The following is a 20,150-nucleotide window of genomic DNA, read 5'->3' as shown; positions in this document are numbered from 1 at the left end:
GTCTCCATCATCCGATCCTCGCTAGGCAGGATGAAACATTCAGAAACAGGGTGCCGCGTTGCGCCCCGAAAGACTTGATCGCCATTCGCTCGTCCTCGTCAATCGGCCCATCGGACCATCAAACGATGAATTTCGCCCGTCGAGGGCAGTAGAGCTGCGTAACACGCCGCTCCGCCGTAACATTGACGGTAATCAAATCCCTCCCCCAAAACCGCATATTTCTGGAGGGCCGAGGCTCCGTATCATTACGGATGGCTGTCGGAATTCGGAAATCTATCCCGGGCTGGTCATCTTCTCGGGGCGTACCAGACGGTCGAACTCGGCGGCCGAGACGAAGCCGAGCCGCAACGCCTCCTCCTTCAGCGTGGTGCCGTTGGCATGCGCCGTCTTGGCGACCTTTGCCGCGTTGTCGTAGCCGATCTTCGGGGCCAGCGCCGTGACCAGCATCAGCGAGCGCTCCATCAGCTCCTTGATGCGCTTTTCGTCGGCGCGGATGCCGCTGACGCAATGTTCGGTGAAGGAGCGTGCGGCATCCGCCAGCAGGCGGATCGAGTGGAGCATGTTGTAGGCGAGCACGGGCTTGTAGACGTTGAGCTCGAAATGGCCCTGGCTGCCGGCGACGGTGATGGCGGTGTGATTGCCGAACACCTGGCAACACACCATGGTCATCGCCTCGCATTGGGTCGGATTGACCTTGCCGGGCATGATCGAGGAGCCCGGCTCGTTTTCCGGCAGGATCAGCTCGCCGAGGCCCGAACGCGGGCCGGAGCCGAGCAGGCGGATGTCGTTGGCGATCTTGAACAGGCCGGTCGCGATCGAATTGATGGCGCCGTGCGCCAGCACATAGGCGTCGTTCGAGGCCAGCGCCTCGAATTTGTTGGCGGCGCTGGTGAACGGGAGCTTCGTGATGCGGGCAACATGCTTTGCGAACAGTTTTGCAAAGCGCGGCTTCGAGTTGAGGCCGGTGCCGACGGCGGTGCCGCCCTGCGCCAGCGGATAGAGGTCCTTCACCGCGACCTTGAGCCGGGCAATGCCGCTTTCGACCTGCGCGGCATAGCCGGAAAATTCCTGGCCCAGCGTCAGGGGCGTCGCATCCTGGGTGTGGGTGCGGCCGATCTTGACGATCTTTGCGAACTCCTTCTCCTTCTTGCGCAGCGCGCGGAGCAATTCGCCGAGGGCAGGGACGAGATCGGCATTGATGCGGCTTGCGGCCGCGATGTGCATCGCGGTGGGAAACGAGTCGTTCGACGACTGGCTCATGTTGACGTGGTCGTTGGGATGCACCGGCTTCTTGGCGCCAAGCTCGCCGCCGAGCAGCTCATTGGCGCGGTTGGCGATCACCTCGTTGAGGTTCATGTTGCTCTGCGTGCCGGAGCCGGTCTGCCACACGACAAGCGGAAAATGATCGTCCAGCCTGCCTTCGATCACCTCGCGCGCGGCGCGGATGATGGCGCCCGCGCGGCGCTGGTCGAGCAGGCCGAGCTCGAGGTTGGACTGCGCGGCAGCGAGCTTGACGATGCCGAGGGCATGCACCAGCGAGATCGGCATGCGATCGGCGCCGATGCGAAAATTCTGGCGCGAGCGTTCGGTCTGGGCCCCCCAATAGCGGTCGGCGGGGACCTCGATGGGACCGAAGCTGTCGGTTTCGATGCGGGTCGCGGAGCGTGAGGGGCGGGTCGTCTTGGCGGTCGTCTTGGCCATGAGCACATCCATTTTGCCGCGCGAAAGCCGCACGGCCTTTTCGTGTGCTTCTCTATATAGGCAGTTTGGCTCTGTGCGACGGGCTCGGGCCCAGTCTAGATCATTTCTTGCGGAAACGATCGAGCCGCACGACCTCGGCGCCGCCTTGGCTCGGCGGGGTCGGCTCGTCGGTGGCTTCCGCTGTCTCGGTCGCAGGTGCCGGCACCGATACAGCCGACGGCGCGGGCGCTGCAGGCAGAGTCTCGGATGGCACCTCGGCGACGTCGGAGGTGTCGAACTGGAGGCCGAACTTCACGGACGGATCGAGGAAGCTCTTGATGGCACTGAACGGCACCACCAGCCGCTCCGGAATGCCGCCAAAGGACAGGCCGACCTCGAAGCGGTCCTCGAGCACGGTCAGGTCCCAGAACTGGTGCTGGAGGATGATCGTCATCTCTTCCGGATATTGCGCGAGCAGTCGCGGCGACAGCTTCACGCCCTCGGCCTTCGACACGAAGGTGATGAAGAAATGGTGCTCGCCCGGCAGGCCATGGGCCGCGGCATCGGTCAGCACCTTCCGCAGCACGCCGCGCAGCGCGTCGCGGGCCAGCACATCATATCGGATATGATCGGTCGCCATGGTGGTCCTGTTGCATCCCCGAAGCCGGACCCTGCCGGCCCGACTCGCCAAGCCGCAATAGTACCGCGCCTGAGGGGTGAGCAGGAGTCCCCGCCGGGGAAGAAATGAAAGAGTTAAAGTGGAGGCTTCTGTTGCCAGGTGCCTCCGAACCCCGCCTAACGGAGCTTAACCCGCTAGGACTTTAGAGTGGTCTTTCAAACTGCGTTACGCAGCCTGAGCAACCGGAGCAAAGTTGTCGTTGGCAACTATTGCAGTAGCCCGATAACGGCGGAACAATACCGGGAAAAAGTACGCCCTTTACGCCCTCGTCGATCCTATTTCGCCCCCGCCAAAACCCGCTTCTGGGCTAGCCCGATGGTGGGCTTTGGTGGAGGCGCCGGGTACCGCCCCCGGGTCCGAATGGTTTATTGCGACGACCGTTTATTTCCATAGCCGGCGAACCGGCATCCCCAATATAGGGCGCAAAGCTTTCGAAAAACAGGGGTTTCGAGCGGATTGGCTGCGGTTCCCTTTGGATAGGTTCCGGTTCGTCTTGGCCGCGGCGCGACCCTCGTTCTAAGCTCCTGACATGTCCTCGGATTCAGCACCGGCCGTCCAAGAGCCGGATCTCGCCACCGCACCGCCAAGCCTGATCGCGCTGTTTCTGGCCTTCGCCAGGATGTCGCTGGCCGGTTTCGGCGGGGTCCTGGTGTTTGCCCGCCGCGCGATCGTCGAGCAGCACCGCTGGATGACCGCGGACGAGTTCAACGAGACCTTTGCGCTCTGCCACTTCCTGCCCGGGCCCAACATCGTCAATCTGTCGATGGTGTTCGGATCGCGGCTGCGCGGCATCGCCGGCGGCATTGCCGCCTTCGCCGGGCTGTTGCTGCCGCCGACGCTGATCATGACGGTGCTTGCGATCGCTTACGCCCGATTCGGCGATATCGAGGTGCTGCGCCGTATCCTTGCCGGCATCTCCTGCGCGGCGGTCGGCCTCTTGATCGCCGTGGTCTTCCGCATGATGACGCCGCTGCTCAAGCGGGCGGATCCCTTCGCGGTGATCCTGATGCTCGGCGTGTTCCTCGCCATCGGCGTGCTTCGCCTGCCGCTCCAGGCGGTGCTGCTGGTCGCGATCCCCATCAGTATCGGCCTCACTTATTTCCTGCGGCGGAAAGTAGCAGCATGACCGGCCACAGCCCGATCTGGTCGCTGATCTCCACCTTCGGTCTGATGTCGCTATTCGCCGTCGGTGGGGCTGCGGCAGCGGTGCCCGAGATGCACCGTATCGCGGTCGAGGTGCATCACTGGATGACGGACAAGCAGTTCGCGGACGCCTATGCGATCGCGCAGCTCTCGCCAGGTCCGAACGTGCTTATCGTGACGTTAATCGGCTATGCCGTGGCCGGCATCCCCGGCGCGCTGGCGGCGACGCTGGCGATGTGCCTGCCGACGGCGCTGCTTGCCTATTATGTCAGCCGGCTCCTGAATCGCCCCAGCCAATCGCGCTGGCCCGGCCTGATCCAGGCTGCATTGGTTCCGCTCTCGATTGGCTTGATGGCGGCGAGTGCCCTGATCCTGGCCCAGTCCACCGATCGCAGCATTGCTGCACTGCTTCTGACCGCAATGGTTGCGGTGATGGCATCCGTCTCGCGCGTCAATCCACTGTGGCTCCTGCTCGCCGGGGGCGTGTTGGGTTTTGCTGGCATTGTGTAATGAAAATCGCTAGGCAGTGATCCGGGCGGGGGATCCAGTTCCAGCCGATTTAGAACAACAGTGCTCGTGACTTACGGGTCGCGGAGGAGACAGGCATGGCCGACACGATGGGCCACTCAGCGACAGCCATCCGAAACACAAAGGTGGCGCTCGGCTTTTGTCTGCTGGCGATTGCGCCGCAGATTTTCGAATTGATCTGGTCGACCGGAACACTCTTCGGCTGGGGGACCGGCCGCGGCCCGGCGACGGTCGTCACCAGCCACGCGACGGCGCTGCTCGCCGGCGCACCCGGTGCCATATTCGGATCGTTCGGCGGCGGCACCAAGAAGATGTCGTCCGAGGTGCTGCTGGCGCTGATCTATTCCTATCCGCTGTTCGCGGTGGCGATCCTCACGCTGTTCATGACGATCCGCTCGGCGCAGGACTATGTCGGTGGCGTCGTCCTGATGGCGGTCGCCCTGCTCGCCCTGTGGGCGTCGAGTGATTTGCAGGGCATGCGGGGCTTCTCCTTTGGCGCAGGGACCGCGCCGCGCATGTTCGGCGGACTGCTGGTCGCCTTGTCCGCCGGCATCGCCCTGACCGGCCTTCTGACCGATGGGCCTGCGATGGCCCATTACTCCTGGCGCGGACCGCTGTTCGTGGTGGCCGCGATCCTCTTCTTCGCGCTGGCGATTCGGCCGCTCGGCGTCGTGGTCACGGCCTTCGCGAGTTTCATGATCGCGGCGACGGGCTCGCACGAGACGCGGTGGCTCGAAGCGGCGATCGTCGGCGCCTGCCTGACGCTCGGTTGCGCCATCCTGTTTCCATACGTGCTCGGGCTGCCGATGCCGATGTTTCCGCGTTTCCTGATCCAGTGAGGGCGTGATGGATATCTTTGCCAACCTCGCTCACGGCTTCGCCGTCGCCTTCTCTCCGATCAATCTCCTGATGTGCCTGATCGGCGCCCTCGTCGGCACGCTGGTCGGCGTTCTCCCGGGCATCGGCACCATCGCGACCGTCGCGATGTTGCTGCCGATCACCTTCGGACTGCCGCCGGTCGGCGCGCTGATCATGCTCGCCGGCATCTATTACGGTGCGCAATATGGCGGCTCGACCACGTCGATCCTCGTCAACATACCCGGTGAGGCGACATCGGTCGTCACCGCCATCGACGGCCACCAGATGGCCAAGCAGGGCCGCGCCGGCCCGGCGCTGGCAATCGCCGCGATCGGCTCGTTCTTCGCCGGCTGCGTCGCGACGGTCTTGATTGCCATCCTCGGCGCGCCGCTCACGAAACTCGCGCTTGCGTTCGGCCCGGCCGAATACTTCTCTCTGATGGTGCTCGGCCTGATCTTCGCGGTGGTGTTGGCCAAGGGCTCGGTGCTGAAGGCGATCGCGATGATCGTGTTCGGCCTGCTGCTGTCGATGGTCGGCTCGGACATCGAGACCGGCGCCTCGCGCATGGCCTTCAACATTCCCGAACTCGCCGACGGTCTCGGCTTTGCGACGGTCGCGATGGGCGTGTTCGGCTTTGCCGAGATCATCCGCAACCTCGACCATGGCGCCGGGATGAACCGCGACCTCGTGCAGCAGAAGATCACCGGCCTGATGCCGACCAGGAAGGACCTGATCGACTCGACGCCGCCGATCCTGCGCGGCACCGTGCTCGGCTCGATCCTCGGCATCCTGCCCGGCGGCGGTGCGGTCATCGCATCGTTTGCGGCCTATACGCTCGAGAAGAAGCTGGCCAAGGACCCGTCGCGGTTCGGTCGCGGCGCGATCGAGGGCGTGGCGGGGCCGGAGAGCGCCAACAACGCCGCGGCGCAGACCTCCTTCATCCCGCTGCTGACGCTCGGCATCCCGCCGAACGCGGTGATGGCGCTGATGGTGGGCGCGATGACCATTCACGGCATCGTGCCGGGTCCGCAGGTGATGCAGAAGCAGCCGGATCTCGTCTGGGGCATGATCGCCTCGATGTGGATCGGCAATCTGATGCTGATCATCATCAACCTGCCGCTGGTCGGAATCTGGGTGCGCCTCTTGCGCGTGCCGTACCGGCTGATGTTCCCCTCGATCGTGATCTTCTGCGCGATCGGCATCTATTCGGTGAACAACGCACCGGTCGACGTCATCCTGGCCGGTATCTTCGGTCTCGTCGGCTACTGGCTGATCAAGCACGATTTCGAGCCGGCGCCGTTGCTGCTCGGCATGGTGCTGGGACCGCTGATGGAAGAGAACCTGCGCCGCGCGCTGCTGATCTCGCGCGGCGACTGGAGCGTGTTCCTGACGCGTCCGTTGTCGGCGGTGCTGCTGGCGGTTGCGGCGGGCCTTCTTGTCCTTACGGTGCTACCGGCGTTGCGCGCCAAGCGCGACGAGGTGTTCACCGAGTCCGAGAACTGAGGTCGCCGCCCAACGGCGCGCCGCGTCCTGCGTCGGCGCGCCGCATTCGGAAGTCGAATCGACTCGTGTGACGGCTTCGTGAAATGAAAATAGCGGCCTTTGGGCCGGCAGTGTGTTTGTGTCCAAGGGGATCCACATGACCTTTCTTCGCGCGCTCACGGGCGCATGTGCCGCAGCGCTTGCTTCGCTGGGCACCTTCATCGCGGCGGCCGAGGCGCAGACCTACCCGACGCGCAGCATCACCATGATCGTGCCGTTCGCGGCCGGCGGGCCGACCGACGTCGTCGCGCGCATCGTCACCTCGCACATGGCGCAGACACTGGGACAAAGCATCATCATCGAGAACGTCGTCGGTGCCGGCGGCACCACCGCGACCACGCGCGCCGCGCGCGCGGCCAATGACGGCTATACGCTGATCACCGGTCATATGGGCACGCATGCCGCATCTGTGCCGCTCTATCCAAAGCTCGCCTACCATCCCGAGAAGGACTTCGAGCCGATCGCGCTGCTCGCAGGCACGCCGATCCTGATCCTCGCGCGCAAGGACTTTCCGCCGAAGGACCTGAAGGAGTTCGTCACCTATGTGAAGGCGAATGCCGAGAAGGTGAACGCCGCGCATGCCGGCGTAGGCTCGGTCTCGCATGTCTCCTGCGAATTGCTGCACTCGATCCTCGACATCAAGCCGGTCGGTGTGCCCTTCAACGGTACGGGACCTGCGATGAACGCACTGGTGGCGGGCCAGGTCGATTACATGTGCGACCAGATCGTCAACGCCGTGCCGCAGATCAACGCCGGCACCATCAAGGCCTATGCAATCGCAACGCCGGAGCGCAATCCGTCGTTGCCCAACGTGCCGACGACGGCCGAAGCGGGCCTGCCGAAGTTCCAGGCCCAGGCCTGGAACGCGATGTTCGCCCCCAAGGGAACGTCGCCCGCGATCGTAGCGAGCCTGAACGCTGCGGCCGTCAAGGCGCTCGATGACGAGACCGTGCGCAAGCGCCTGCTCGAGCTCGGCAGCGTCATCCCCGGCCCCGCCGAACGGACGCCGGAATCGCTGGCCGCCCTCGTCAAGAACGAGATCGCGAAGTGGACCCCGGTGCTCAAGCCGGCAACTTAGGCAATCCGATCAAGCTGATAGGCAGAAGGGCGGAACGCAGGTTCCGCCCTTGTCGTTTGTGCCGGGGACACTCATTTTTCCGGGTATAATCACCGCGGACAGCGAATCGCAGCTGTTGCAGCATGGGGGTGGCCGTTAACTTCGCCGCCTCCCCCGAGGCTGCCGTCTTCCTAAGGTTTTTGGCACATGCACCAGTATCAGGACCTGCTCGAGCGGATTCTTTCAGACGGCGCCGAGAAGACCGACCGGACCGGTACCGGCACGCTTTCCGTGTTCGGCCACCAGATGCGTTTCAATCTGTCCGCCGGCTTTCCGATGCTGACCACCAAACGGCTGCCGCTGAAGGCGATCGTGCACGAGCTGTTGTGGTTCCTGAAGGGCGACACCAACATCAAATATCTGCGCGACAACGGTGTCACCATCTGGGACGAATGGGCGGACGCCAATGGTGATCTCGGCCCAGTGTACGGCCATCAATGGCGCTCCTGGCCCACGGCCGACGGGCGCAGCATCGACCAGATCGCCAATGTCGTCGACATGATCAAGCGCACTCCCGATTCCCGCCGGCTGATCGTCACCGCCTGGAATCCGGCCGACGTCGAGAAGATGGCGCTGCCGCCCTGCCACCTGCTGTTCCAGTTCTATGTCGCGAACGGCAAACTGTCGTGCCAGCTCTATCAGCGCTCGGCCGACGTCTTCCTCGGCGTGCCCTTCAACATCGCCTCCTATGCGCTGCTCACCATGATGGTGGCGCAGGTCACCGGGCTGAAGCCCGGCGACTTCGTGCACTCGCTCGGCGACACCCATCTTTATTCCAACCATCTGGAGCAGGCCAAGCTCCAACTCACCCGCGCGCCGCGCGCGCTGCCGGTGATGCGTATCAACCCTGATGTAAAGGACATCTTCTCCTTCCGCTTCGAGGATTTCGAGCTCGTCGGCTACGATCCGCATCCGCACATCAAGGCGGAAGTCGCGGTCTAGTGCAGATGTCGTTGGCCATCCGTCGTGCGCAGGCCGGAGAAGCCGGCCTCGTTCTGTCCTTCATCCGCGAGCTTGCCGAATACGAAAAGCTCTCGCACGAGGTGGAGGCGACCGAGGCTGACATCGCCGACGCGCTGTTCGGTGAAAGGCCGCAACTCTATTGCGCGATCGCCGAGTGGAACGGTGAGCCGGTCGGCTTCGCGGTGTGGTTTGCGAATTTCTCCACCTTCAGCGGCCGCCACGGCATCTATCTCGAAGATCTCTACGTGCGGCCGTCGCATCGGGGCAGGGGCCTCGGCAAGGCGCTGCTGGTCCATCTCGCCAGGGAATGCGTCGAGAACGGCTGGTCGCGCCTGCAATGGGCGGTGCTCGACTGGAACGCGCCGTCGATCGCGTTCTACAAGTCGCTGGGCGCAGTCATGATGGACGACTGGACGCTGTGCCGCGTCACCGGGCCTGCGCTGAGGCGGCTTGCCGGGAGTGCGCCCTGATGGAGATCGTCTTCGTCGTCGCGATTGCGGAGAATGGCGTCATCGGCGCCGGCAACGCCATTCCGTGGCGATTGAAATCCGACATGGCCCGCTTCAAGGCACTCACGATCGGCAAACCGGTGATCATGGGCCGCAAGACCTTCGAATCCCTGCGCCGGCCGCTGCCGGGCCGCACCAACATCGTGATCACGCGCGATGCGGCGTATCGTGCCGCGGGCGCCGTCGTCACGACATCGGCTGCGGAGGCGGAGGCGGTCGCGCGCGGCGATGCCCTGCGGCGTTCGGTCACTGAGATCGCGGTGATCGGCGGCGCCGAGATCTACCGGCAATGGCTCGATCGCGCCGATCGCCTCGAAATCACCGAAGTGCATGCGCGGCCCGAAGGCGACACGCGTTTCGACATCGACAAGGCCGGGTGGGAGGAGACCACGCGCATCCGTCATCCTGCCGGACCCGACGACAGCGCCGATTTCTCCTATGTGACATATCGTCGGCGGGCGGCCATTAACCGCATTCGCCAATGTTTACATTGACTTTTTCGTGCCTGAGCATAGCTCGGAAGACGGCCCGGGTTGCGTTGTAAGGGACCTGCCTGTCCCCTATAAAGCCGGACCGGACAAAGCGGGCGGGGGCAATTCCACCCTGCCGAGGAGATCATCGAATGCCGTGGAAGAATCAGGGCGGTGGCCCGTGGGGCTCGGGTCCAAAGGGACCATGGGGCTCAGGCCCGCAACCGGTCGGGCCGAGGCCGCCGGATCTGGAAGACCTTCTGCGGCGCGGCCAGGACCGCCTCCAGCAGATCATGCCGGGCGGCTATTTCTCCGGCATCGGCATCACGCTGATCATCCTGCTGATCGTTGCATTCTGGCTGCTGTCGGGCTTCTTCCGCGTGCAGTCCGAAGAGCTCGGCGTCGTGCTGCGCTTCGGCAAGCATGTCCGCACCGTGCAGCCGGGCCTGAACTATCATCTGCCTTATCCGATCGAGACCGTGCTGCTGCCGAAGGCGCTGCGCGTCAACACCACCTCCATCGGCATGACGCTGATCGACGATCCGGCGCGGCGCGGCCGCTCCATTCGCGACGTGCCTGAAGAGAGCCTGATGCTGACCGGCGACGAGAACATCGTCGACGTCGACTTTACCGTGCTCTGGCGCATCAAGCCGGACGGCGTCGGCGACTTCCTCTTCAACATCCAGAATCCCGAAGGCACCGTGAAGGCGGTCGCCGAGAGCGCGATGCGCGAGGTGATCGGCCGCTCGCAGATCCAGCCGATCCTGACCGGCGCGCGGAACGTCACCGAGCAGAACGTGCACGAACTGATCCAGAAGACCCTGGATAGCTACGGCGCGGGTATCCAGATCAGCCAGGTGCAGATGCAGAAGGTGGATCCGCCGGCGCAGGTGATCGACGCCTTCCGCGACGTACAGGCGGCGCGCGCCAATCTCGAGCAGCTGCAAAACGAAGCGCAGACTTACGCCAATCAGGTGGTGCCGCAGGCGCGCGGCCGTGCCGCGCAGATCCTGCAGGCTGCCGAAGGCTACAAGGAGCAGGCGGTCGCCGAGGCCAAGGGCCAGAGCGCGCGCTTCCTGAAGGTTTACGACGAGTACAAGAAGGCGCCCGACGTGACGCGTGAACGGATCTATCTGGAGACCATGGAACGCGTGCTCGGTGGCGCGGACAAGCTCATTTATGACGGCGGCAGCGCGTCGGGGCAGGGCGTCGTGCCCTATCTGCCGCTTCCCGAACTGACGACCAAGCGGCCGCCTACCACCGGTCCGCAGTCGAGCGGAGGCAGCCGATGAGGTCTCCGGTCACAGGTTTCGTCACGCTGCTCGGGCTGCTTCTGGTCCTGATCGTAGCTTACATGTCGCTGTTCACGGTGCAGCAGACCGAGCAGACGATCGTGCTCCAGTTCGGCCGGCCCGTCGACGTCGTCACCGCGCCCGGCCTGCATTTCAAGGCGCCGTGGAATTCGGTGATCAACATCGACAAGCGGATCCTCGACCTGGAGAATCCGTCGCAGGAAGCGATCGCGTCCGACCAGAAGCGGCTCGTGGTCGACGCCTTCGCGCGCTACCGCATCAAGGACGCGTTGCGCTTCTATCAGAGCATCGGCTCGATCCAGGCTGCCAACGTCCAGCTCACCACGCTCCTGAACGCGGCGCTCCGCCGCGTGCTCGGCGAGGTCACCTTCATCAACGTGGTGCGCGACGACCGCGAGAAGCTGATGCAGCGCATCCGCGACCAGCTCGATCGCGAGGCCGACGGCTACGGCATCGAGGTCGTCGACGTCCGGATCCGCCGCGCCGACCTGCCGGATCAGAACAGCCAGGCGGTCTACCAGCGCATGAAGACCGAGCGCGAACGCGAGGCCGCCGAGTTCCGTGCACAGGGCGGTCAGAAGGCGCAGGAGATCAAGTCCAAGGCCGACCGCGAGGCCACCGTGATCGAGGCAGAGGCAAGGTCGCAAGCCGATCAAACGCGCGGCATTGGCGACGCCGAGCGCAACCGCCTGTTCGCCGAGGCCTACGGCCAGGACCCCGACTTCTTCGCCTTCTACCGGTCGATGACGGCCTATGAGAACGGGCTCCGTTCGAACGACACCCGCTTCCTGCTGCGACCGGATTCGGATTTCTTCCGGTACTTCAGCAACCCGTCCGGCAAGATGGCGACCGAGACGCCGGCGAAGCCGTAAGCTAGACAAGGGCGGCCGGTCTGGCCGCCCTTTGTCCAGACAAGAACAGTATAGCGGGGAGGTTCCATTCCGATGAGGTCCATTGCGTTCGCCGACTTCCTCATCGGCCTAGGCATCCTGTTCGTGCTGGAAGGCTTGATGTTCGCGGCCAGTCCCAACTGGATGCGCAAGGCCATGAAGAGCGCTATCGCTACGCCGGACAACGTCCTGCGGGCGGTTGGGATCGGTTCGGCCGTGGCCGGTCTGGTCCTGATCTGGGTAATCCGGCGCCCGATTTAGGGCATCAGGCCAACGCCAAAGTGAAGGCGTCAGACCGGTTTTCGTCGTATTGTCGGGGTCTTGAGGCCCGTTAAGCTCCGCGCTTGCGCCGTGCCCCCGTTCGAGCGCAGTCTGGCGCCGAATCCCTTTGTCTGGAGATCACAATGACCGCTGCCACCACTGCCCCGTCCCGCTCGCGCCGTCGCGTGCGACTTGGTGTGCGAATTGGGCTGGCCGCGCTCGCCGTCGGTGCTTTCAGCGCGTTCGGCACGCCGGCCTATGCGCGCGGACCGGATGGCATCGCCGATGTCGCCGAGAAGGTGATCGACGCGGTCGTCAACATCTCGACTTCCCAGACGGTCGAGGCCAAGGGCGGCGGCGGCAGCAACACTATGCCGCAACTGCCGCCCGGCTCGCCGTTCGAAGAGTTTTTCGACGACTTCTTCAAGAACCGCCGGGGTCCCGGAGGCGGCAGCAAGGGCGGCGACAACCCGCCGCGCAAGACCAACTCGCTCGGCTCCGGCTTCATCATCGACGCATCAGGCGTCGTCGTCACCAACAACCACGTCATTGCGGACGCCGACGAGATCCACGTCATCCTCAACGACGGCACCAAGATCAAGGCCGAGCTGGTCGGCGTCGACAAGAAGACCGATCTCGCCGTGCTCAAGATCAAGCCGCCGAAGCCGTTGGTCGCGGTCAAGTTCGGCGACTCCGACAAGCTGCGCCTGGGCGACTGGGTGGTCGCGATCGGCAATCCCTTCAGCCTGGGGGGCACGGTGACCGCCGGCATCGTCTCGGCCAAGAACCGCGACATCTCATCAGGACCGTACGACAGCTACATCCAGACCGACGCCTCCATCAATCGCGGCAATTCCGGCGGTCCGCTGTTCAACCTCGACGGCGACGTCATCGGCGTCAACACGCTGATCATCTCTCCATCCGGCGGCTCCATCGGCATCGGCTTCGCCGTGCCGTCGAAGACGGTGGTGGGCGTCGTCGATCAGCTCCGCCAGTTCGGCGAGCTGCGCCGCGGCTGGCTTGGGGTGCGGATCCAGAGCGTCACTGACGAAATCGCCGAGAGCCTCAACATCAAGCCGGCGCGCGGTGCGCTGGTCGCCGGCGTCGACGACAAGGGTCCGGCCAAGCCCGCCGGCATCGAGCCCGGCGACGTCGTCGTCAAGTTCGACGGCAAGGACGTCAAGGATCCGAAGGACCTCTCCCGCGTCGTCGCCGACACGGCGGTCGGCAAGGAGGTCGACGTCGTCATCATCCGCAAGGGGCAGGAAGAGACCAAGAAGGTCACGCTGGGTCGCCTCCAGGATCCCGACAAGGTGCAGGCCGCGGTGAAGACCGACGAGCCGGCGCCGGAGAAGCCGGTGACGCAGAAGGCGCTTGGCCTCGATCTCGCAACGCTGAACAAGGATCTGCGCACGCGCTACAAGATCAAGGACAGCGTCAAGGGCGTGGTCGTCACAAATGTCGACACCAATTCCGACGCAGCCGAGAAGCGCCTGTCCGCCGGCGACGTCATCGTCGAGGTGGCGCAGGAAGCCGTTTCCAGCGGTGCCGACATCCAGAAGCGGGTCGATCAGCTCAAGAAGGACGGCAAGAAATCGGTGCTGCTGCTGGTCTCCAACGGCGACGGCGAGCTGCGCTTCGTGGCCCTGAGCGTGCAGTAGGAAACGCACGGTGCCGTAAGGTGGGCAAAGCGAAGCGTGCCACCATCCTTCTCTCCACCATCACGGCGTGAAATGGTGGGCACGGCGCAAGGGCGCCTTTGCCCACCCTACGGCCGCTGAGTGTGCGGCAAGAGGCTACACGTCGACGAACTCGTCGCGCCGATAGCCCTGCGCATACAGCAGCGCGGTGAGATCGCCGTGATCGATCCGCGCTGCCGCGGCAGCCGCCACCGCGGGCTTGGCGTGATACGCCACGCCGAGCCCGGCCGCCTGAATCATCGCGAGATCATTGGCGCCGTCGCCAACCACGACCGAGTCGATGTCGTCGAGATCGAACGACTCCATCAAGTCCACCAGCGTCGCTAGCTTTGCCGCGCGGCCGAGGATCGGCTCCTTCACCTCGCCGGTGAACTTGCCGTCGCGCACGACGAGCTCGTTGGCTCGGTTCTCCTGGAAGCCGATCTTGGTGGCGACCGCGGTCGTGAACAGCGTGAATCCGCCGGAGACGAGGCAGGTGTAGGCGCCGTTCGCGCGCATGGTCGCGACCAGTGTTCTGCCGCCCGGCGTCAGCGTGATGCGCTTGGCCAGCACCTCGTCGACCACGCTTGCGGGCAGGTCCTTGAGCAGCGCGACGCGCTCGCGCAGCGCCGGCTCGAACTCGATCTCGCCACGCATCGCGCGCTCGGTGATGGCGGCGACATGCGCCTTGACGCCGACGAAATCGGCGAGCTCGTCGATGCATTCCTGGCCGATCATGGTGGAATCCATGTCGGCGAGAAAAAGCTTCTTGCGCCGGGCGCCGGCTGGCTGCACGACGATGTCGATGGGCTGGTCGCCGCGGAGCTCGCGCAACCGCTGCTCGATGGCGTGACGGTCGCCTTCGAGGTTACTGTCGGTGCCAAAGGGGATGTCGACCGCGACGCCGTCGAACAGCCAGTGCGCGGGCGCCGCCTGTGGCAGCACGGCGCGGGCGCCGTCGACGATGGTCGAGTCGAGTGCGGGATTGTCAGGGTTGCAGATCAGCGTGGCAACGAGGGACATTGAGGTTTTCGTGAGCGAGGGGCATTCAAGCAAGGCCGTGCTTATCGCAGGCCCGACCGCCAGCGGCAAGTCGGCGCTGGCGCTCGAGCTTGCCCTCGCCACTGGCGGCGTCGTCATCAATGCCGATTCCATGCAGGTCTACCGCGACCTCCGCATCATCACGGCACGGCCGACGGCGGCGGACGAGGCGCTCGTGCCGCATCGCCTCTATGGCCATGTCGATGCGGCCGTGAATTTCTCGGCTGGTGCCTGGGTCAGCGACGCGGCGAAGGCGCTCGATGAAGCAAGGGCTCAAGGCCGTCTGCCGATCTTCATCGGCGGCACCGGGCTCTATTTCAAGGCTCTGACGGCCGGCCTCTCCGTGGTGCCGCCGATCCCTGCCGAGGTGCGCGACGATGTGCGTGCGCGGTTGGAACGGAATGGCGTCGAGGCGCTGCACGCGGAACTTGCGCGCCGCGACCCAGCTGCCGCCGAGCGATTGAACCTGCGCGACCGCACGCGGATTGCGCGCGCGCTCGAGGTCATCGAGGCGACCGGGCGTTCGCTGCTCGACTGGCACCGGGAGGGACAGCCACCGCTGCTGCCGAAGGACAGTTTTCGCGCGGTGTTTCTCGCGCCCGAGCGCGACGAGCTCTATGCCCGCATCGATGCCCGCTTCGGCGCCATGTTGGGAGCCGGCGCGTTGAGGGAAGTCGAACGGCTCGCCGCCAGACACCTCAATCCGCTGCTGCCGGCGATGAAAGCCCATGGCGTGCCGGCCTTGATCCGGCATCTGCGCGGCGAGCTCAGCCTGGAGGAGGCCGCCAGCATCGGCCGCGCCGACACCCGCCATTACGCCAAGCGGCAATTCACCTGGTTCCGGCACCAATTGCCGGAATTCGAATGGGTCAGGCCGGAGGAGGCGAGGGGTTGGCTCGCGGCGGTCGTGAAGGCGGGCAAGGCTTCCGACTGACGCGCTTTTGTGCCGGGTTCCCCGAATTTACCTCTCGCCGAGCTGCGGGAACACCGCTACACTGCCAAAATCGCGTGGGAATGGCCGCATTGCCTTGACATCCGGGCTTTGGCCGCTATGTTTCGCGCAACCTTTGGGAAGCCGAGCCCTGCCATGCGTAACATTATTACCAAACTCCTTATCGCCGTCGTACCCAGGCACACCGCCGGGGATGGCTAGCTGCCATCCACAAGACAGGCGGTGTGCATGGGCCCTCTTCGGGGCCTTTTTTATTTCCCGAACCCGACACGAACGAAGCCACTGACAACAGCGCATCCGGAGCAAGCCAATGAGCGACAAGAGCCACGATCCGAACCAGATGACCGGCGCCGCGATGATCGTCCGTGCGCTCATCGATCACGGCGTGACCGACATTTTCGGCTATCCCGGCGGCGCGGTGCTTCCGATCTATGACGAGATCTTCCAGCAGAGCGAGGTCCAGCACATCCTGGTCCGCCACGAGCAGGGCGCGGGCCATGCCGCCGAGGGCTATGCGCGTTCGACCGGCAAGCCGGGCGTTGCGCTGGTCACCTCCGGTCCCGGCGCCACCAACATGGTCACGCCACTCACCGACGCGCTGATGGACTCGATCCCGCTGGTTTGCATCTCCGGCCAGGTGCCGACGCATCTGATCGGCAACGACGCGTTCCAGGAATGCGACACCGTCGGCATCACGCGCCCCTGCACCAAGCACAATTGGCTGGTGCGCGACGTCAACGATCTCGCCAAGGTGCTGCACGAAGCCTTCTATGTCGCGACCTCCGGCCGTCCCGGCCCGGTGCTGGTCGACGTGCCCAAGGACGTGCAGTTCGCGACCGGCACCTATCACCCGCCCCGCAAGTCCGACGTGCACCGCTCCTATGCGCCGCGTGTGAAGGGCGATGCGACGCAGATCCGCAAGGCCGTGGCGCTGCTGGCCAATGCCAAGCGCCCCGTGATCTACAGCGGCGGCGGCGTCATCAATTCCGGCCCCGAGGCGACCAAGCTCTTGCGCGAGTTGGTCGAGGTCACCGGCTTCCCGATCACCTCCACCCTGATGGGTTTGGGGGCGTACCCGGCCTCGGGCAAGAACTGGCTCGGCATGCTCGGCATGCACGGCACCTACGAGGCCAACATGACCATGCATGATTGCGACGTCATGCTGTGCGTCGGCGCGCGCTTCGACGACCGCATCACCGGCCGCGTCGATGCGTTCTCGCCCGGCTCGAAGAAGATCCACATCGACATCGATCCGTCCTCGATCAACAAGAACATTCGCGTCGACGTGCCGATCATCGGCGATTGCGGCAACATCCTCGGCGACATCCTCCAGGTGTTTAAGGCGGAGGCGAAGAAGCCCGACATCAAGAGCTGGTGGCAGCAGATCGCGCAGTGGCGTGCCCGCAACTCGCTCTATTACAAGAAGAGCAACGACGTCATCCTGCCGCAGCACGCGATCCAGAGCCTGTTCGAGGCGACGCGCGGCAAGGACACCTACATCACGACCGAGGTCGGCCAGCACCAGATGTGGGCGGCGCAGTTCTACGGCTTTGAGGAGCCGCATCGCTGGATGACGTCGGGCGGACTCGGCACCATGGGCTATGGCCTGCCGGCGGCGGTCGGCGTGCAGGTTGCCCATCCCGACAGTCTCGTCATCGACATCGCGGGCGATGCCTCGGTGCAGATGACGATGCAGGAGATGTCGACGGCAGTGCAGTACGAGCTGCCGATCAAGATCTTCATCCTGAACAACCAGTACATGGGCATGGTGCGGCAGTGGCAGCAGCTGCTGCACGGCAACCGCCTGTCGCATTCCTACTCGGAAGCGCTGCCGGATTTCGTCAAGCTCGCGGAAGCCTATGGCGCCGTCGGCCTCCAGGTGCACAAGCCCGCCGATCTCGAGGGCGCCATCAAGGAGATGATCTCGGTCAAGCGCCCAGTGCTGTTCGACTGCCGCGTCGCCGCGCTGGAGAACTGCTTCCCGATGATTCCCTCCGGCAAGGCGCACAACGAGATGCTGTTGCCGGAACAGGCGAACGATGAAGCCACCGCGAAGGCATTCGCCGGCGGCAAGGCGCTGGTGTGAGCGCGATGTCCGCAAACTCCGATGTCATCGCCCGGTCCGACCGGGCGCTCCAGTCCGCTGTGGCAGGTGCGGAACGCTCAGGCGCCGGTGATGACTGGATTCCCGCCTTCGCGGGCATGACGAGAGACTTTCGAAGGGGACGACAATGAACCAGCCCGCATCCGCCTATTTCATCGAGGATCGCCACGATCCCAACGAGACGCACACGCTTGCGGTGCTCGTGCAGAACGAGCCGGGCGTGCTCGCGCGCGTCATCGGCCTGTTCTCCGGTCGCGGCTACAACATCGAGAGCCTTACGGTCTCGGAGACCGAGGCCCAGAAGCATCTGTCGCGCATCACCATCGTCACCACGGGTACGCCGATGGTGATCGAGCAGATCAAGCACCAGCTCGATCGCATGATCCCGGTCTACCGCGTCGTCGACATGACCCTGACGAAGCGTTCGATCGAGCGCGAGCTGGCCATGGTGAAGGTGCGCGGGCAGGGCGAGCACCGGGTCGAGGCGCTCAGGTTGGCGGATGCGTTCCGCGCCCGCGTGATCGACGCCACCACCGAGAGCTTTGTGTTCGAGATCACAGGCAATACGGACAAGATCAATCAATTTATCGACCTGATGCGCCCGCTCGGCCTTGTTGAGGTGTCGCGTACCGGCGTCGCCGCGATCGGTCGCGGACCTGAGGGGATGTGAGCCATGTTGGCGCGCGACTGGTACTACAACGAGCGGAACCGGATGGGGATCGAGCCCGCTGTGGCATCGATCTACGACAGCCATGACGATGCCGATCTGCGGGCGCGCGCCGCGCTGAAAATGCTCGGTGTGCAGCGCGGCTGGCGTATCGCCGATATCGGCTGCGGCAACGGCGTGCTCGCCACCGAAGCTGCGCTGATGGGCGCAGAGGTCGACGCCATCGACATCTCGCCGGCGATGCTGGCGCTCGCCGAGATCTACGCCCGCGACCGCAAGGCCCCGGTGCGCACCCAGTCGGCGGGCCTGCTCAGTTTCGCCTACCGGCCGGCCTCCTATGACCTGATCGTCAGCGAGTTCACGCTGCACCATCTGCCGGATTTCTGGAAGGCGGTGGCGATGTCGCGGATCTATCGCGCGCTGAAGCCGGGTGCGAGCTTCTACCTGCGCGACATCGTCTACACCGCGATGCCCGACGCGGTCGAGCGTGACGTCGAGCAATGGGCCGACTTCCAGATCAAGAACCACGATTTCGCGCGGGAGAGCGTGGTGACGCATATGCGCGACGAATATTCCACCTTCGGCTGGGTGATGGAGCGGATGCTGGCCGACGTCGGCTTCATGCTGGTCTCGGCCGACTACCATGCACCCATGCACGGCACGTATCTGCTGCGCAAACCGAAAGCCGGCGAGCAAGGCTAGAGCTGTGAGAGCAGGCTGTCACTACAACATAGCTGCGCTCCCTCCCCCGCTTGCGGGGGAGGGCTGGGGAGAGGGTGTCTCCACAAGCGAGAACGCTCCAGAGGAGAAAGCCCTCACCCGGCGCTTCGCGCCGACCTCTCCCGCAAGCGGGAGAGGTTAAGGGGGGTGGAATGAAGCCCGCCGACATCCTCATCGCCGCCACGGTGGCGACCATCTGGGGACTTGCCTTCGTGGCAAGCCGGATCGCGCTCGACGAGCTGTCGCCGGAGTTGATGACGGCGCTACGCTTCACCATTGCCGCGGTGCCGTGCCTGTTCGTTCGCAAGCCGAAGGTCGCCTGGTCGCTGCTGCTGGCGATCAGCTTCACGCTGTTCCTCGGCCAGTTCCTGTCGCAGGCCTACGGCATCGCCCATGGCGTGCCGGTCGGCTTGACCAGCGTGGTCGTGCAGAGTCAGGCGCTGTTCACCATCGGCTTTGCCGCGCTGGCGTTCGGCGAGCGGCCGACGCCGCTGCAGACGCTGGGCATCGTCGTTGCCGCAGCGGGCCTGCTGATGATCTGCGGCACCGTTGGCTATGATTTCAGCGTCGCGGCCTTCGCGGTGCTGATGATCTCGCCGCTCAGCTTTGCCGTCGGCAATCTCCTGCTGCGCAGCGCCCGCGGCGTGCCGATGTTCGACCTGTTCGCCTGGCTATGTCTCGCCGCGGCGGTGCCGCTGTTCGCGCTGGCGCTGATCGCCAATGGGCCGGCGCCGACCTGGACGTCGCTGACCCACCTATCGCTGACGTCGGCGCTCTGCATGCTGATGCTCGGCGGCATCTCCACCAGCATCGCCTATTGGCTGTGGGGCCGCCTGCTGCGCGACTATCCCGCCGCGCAAGTGGTGCCGTTCGCGCTGCTGGTGCCGTTCGTCGGCTCGGCCGCCTCCAGCATCGTGTTCGGCGAGCGGTTCGGACCGTTGCGCCTCGCCGGCATGCTGACCGTGATCGGCGGCATCGCTGTGATGGTGCTGGCGAAGCGCCCGCAAGTCCTGCCGAAGACCGCGTGAGGTGAA

20 protein-coding genes and 1 other RNA gene are annotated in these 20,150 nt (G+C 64.8%); 17 read left to right on the top strand and 4 right to left on the bottom strand.

Annotated features, from left to right (window positions below):
- Positions 1–273 precede the first annotated feature (273 nt).
- From fumC to ssrA, 3 genes are all read right to left on the bottom strand, one after another.
- Entirely contained in the window at positions 274–1,713 is a 1,440-nt protein-coding gene (gene fumC / locus ACM42_RS27655) for a class II fumarate hydratase (protein ID WP_271530826.1), read from the bottom strand.
- Between the two features lie 88 nt (positions 1,714–1,801).
- A complete protein-coding gene (locus ACM42_RS27650; protein WP_028177111.1) occupies positions 1,802–2,320 on the bottom strand; it encodes an SspB family protein in 519 nt (172 codons plus the stop codon).
- Between the two features lie 117 nt (positions 2,321–2,437).
- Positions 2,438–2,804: a transfer-messenger RNA gene (gene ssrA / locus ACM42_RS27645) on the bottom strand.
- Between the two features lie 84 nt (positions 2,805–2,888).
- Between ssrA and ACM42_RS27640 the strand changes: the two genes are divergently transcribed.
- The 12 genes from ACM42_RS27640 (at position 2,889) to ACM42_RS27585 (ending at position 13,614) form a co-directional block, all read left to right on the top strand.
- Complete coding sequence (locus ACM42_RS27640; protein WP_271530825.1) at positions 2,889–3,485, top strand: chromate transporter; 597 nt, start codon at positions 2,889–2,891, stop codon at positions 3,483–3,485.
- Positions 3,482–4,012: a chromate transporter gene (locus tag ACM42_RS27635; RefSeq protein WP_271530824.1), complete on the top strand. Its 531-nt coding sequence runs from the start codon at positions 3,482–3,484 to the stop codon at positions 4,010–4,012. The genes ACM42_RS27640 and ACM42_RS27635 overlap by 4 nt, the downstream gene beginning before the upstream one ends.
- A 95-nt stretch (positions 4,013–4,107) precedes the next feature.
- Complete coding sequence (locus tag ACM42_RS27630; RefSeq protein ID WP_271530823.1) at positions 4,108–4,869, top strand: tripartite tricarboxylate transporter TctB family protein; 762 nt, start codon at positions 4,108–4,110, stop codon at positions 4,867–4,869.
- Positions 4,870–4,876: 7 nt separating this feature from the next.
- Positions 4,877–6,391 carry a tripartite tricarboxylate transporter permease gene (locus ACM42_RS27625; protein WP_271530822.1) on the top strand — a complete coding sequence of 505 codons (1,515 nt, stop codon included), beginning with the start codon at positions 4,877–4,879 and terminating at the stop codon, positions 6,389–6,391.
- A 136-nt stretch (positions 6,392–6,527) separates the two neighbouring features.
- On the top strand, positions 6,528–7,508 hold the full coding sequence (locus tag ACM42_RS27620; RefSeq protein WP_271530821.1) for a tripartite tricarboxylate transporter substrate binding protein BugD: 981 nt from the start codon (positions 6,528–6,530) through the stop codon (positions 7,506–7,508).
- Between the two features lie 186 nt (positions 7,509–7,694).
- On the top strand, positions 7,695–8,489 hold the full coding sequence (locus ACM42_RS27615; protein WP_271530820.1) for a thymidylate synthase: 795 nt from the start codon (positions 7,695–7,697) through the stop codon (positions 8,487–8,489).
- Between the two features lie 5 nt (positions 8,490–8,494).
- Positions 8,495–8,980, top strand: a complete 486-nt coding sequence (locus ACM42_RS27610; RefSeq protein WP_028177117.1) for a GNAT family N-acetyltransferase — start codon at positions 8,495–8,497, stop codon at positions 8,978–8,980.
- Complete coding sequence (locus tag ACM42_RS27605; RefSeq protein ID WP_271530819.1) at positions 8,980–9,513, top strand: dihydrofolate reductase; 534 nt, start codon at positions 8,980–8,982, stop codon at positions 9,511–9,513. Before ACM42_RS27610 ends, ACM42_RS27605 begins: the two co-directional genes overlap by 1 nt.
- A 128-nt stretch (positions 9,514–9,641) precedes the next feature.
- Complete coding sequence (gene hflK / locus ACM42_RS27600; RefSeq protein WP_271530818.1) at positions 9,642–10,781, top strand: FtsH protease activity modulator HflK; 1,140 nt, start codon at positions 9,642–9,644, stop codon at positions 10,779–10,781.
- The gene (hflC, locus tag ACM42_RS27595) at positions 10,778–11,674 is read left to right on the top strand and encodes a protease modulator HflC (RefSeq protein ID WP_271530817.1); all 897 of its coding nucleotides are present in this window, start codon (positions 10,778–10,780) and stop codon (positions 11,672–11,674) included. Before hflK ends, hflC begins: the two co-directional genes overlap by 4 nt.
- Positions 11,675–11,746: 72 nt before the next feature.
- The gene (locus ACM42_RS27590; RefSeq protein WP_028177121.1) at positions 11,747–11,953 is read left to right on the top strand and encodes a DUF2065 domain-containing protein; all 207 of its coding nucleotides are present in this window, start codon (positions 11,747–11,749) and stop codon (positions 11,951–11,953) included.
- A 143-nt stretch (positions 11,954–12,096) separates the two neighbouring features.
- Positions 12,097–13,614 carry a Do family serine endopeptidase gene (locus ACM42_RS27585; RefSeq protein ID WP_271530816.1) on the top strand — a complete coding sequence of 506 codons (1,518 nt, stop codon included), beginning with the start codon at positions 12,097–12,099 and terminating at the stop codon, positions 13,612–13,614.
- Between the two features lie 135 nt (positions 13,615–13,749).
- Here ACM42_RS27585 and serB read toward each other — a convergent pair whose 3' ends face one another.
- The gene (gene serB / locus ACM42_RS27580; protein WP_271530815.1) at positions 13,750–14,655 is read right to left on the bottom strand and encodes a phosphoserine phosphatase SerB; all 906 of its coding nucleotides are present in this window, start codon (positions 14,653–14,655) and stop codon (positions 13,750–13,752) included.
- Positions 14,656–14,665: 10 nt separating this feature from the next.
- Between serB and miaA the strand changes: the two genes are divergently transcribed.
- The 5 genes from miaA (at position 14,666) to ACM42_RS27555 (ending at position 20,144) form a co-directional block, all read left to right on the top strand.
- Positions 14,666–15,607: a tRNA (adenosine(37)-N6)-dimethylallyltransferase MiaA gene (gene miaA / locus ACM42_RS27575; RefSeq protein WP_271530814.1), complete on the top strand. Its 942-nt coding sequence runs from the start codon at positions 14,666–14,668 to the stop codon at positions 15,605–15,607.
- Positions 15,608–15,935: 328 nt separating this feature from the next.
- A complete protein-coding gene (locus tag ACM42_RS27570) occupies positions 15,936–17,711 on the top strand; it encodes an acetolactate synthase 3 large subunit (RefSeq protein WP_271530813.1) in 1,776 nt (591 codons plus the stop codon).
- Between the two features lie 145 nt (positions 17,712–17,856).
- The gene (gene ilvN / locus ACM42_RS27565; protein ID WP_061879307.1) at positions 17,857–18,399 is read left to right on the top strand and encodes an acetolactate synthase small subunit; all 543 of its coding nucleotides are present in this window, start codon (positions 17,857–17,859) and stop codon (positions 18,397–18,399) included.
- 3 nt (positions 18,400–18,402) lie between these two features.
- Positions 18,403–19,098: a class I SAM-dependent methyltransferase gene (locus ACM42_RS27560; RefSeq protein WP_271530812.1), complete on the top strand. Its 696-nt coding sequence runs from the start codon at positions 18,403–18,405 to the stop codon at positions 19,096–19,098.
- A gap of 170 nt (positions 19,099–19,268) precedes the next feature.
- Positions 19,269–20,144 (top strand): EamA family transporter, encoded by an 876-nt coding sequence (locus tag ACM42_RS27555; RefSeq protein ID WP_271530811.1) that lies wholly within the window; start codon positions 19,269–19,271, stop codon positions 20,142–20,144.
- Positions 20,145–20,150 lie beyond the last annotated feature (6 nt).

Origin of the sequence: Bradyrhizobium sp. CCBAU 25338, from assembly GCF_028128965.1 — a bacterium.
GTDB classification, from domain to species: Bacteria; Pseudomonadota; Alphaproteobacteria; order Rhizobiales; family Xanthobacteraceae; genus Bradyrhizobium; species Bradyrhizobium liaoningense.
Note: the sequence above shows the minus strand (reverse complement) of the source record. Positions and strands in the feature narration are given on the sequence as shown.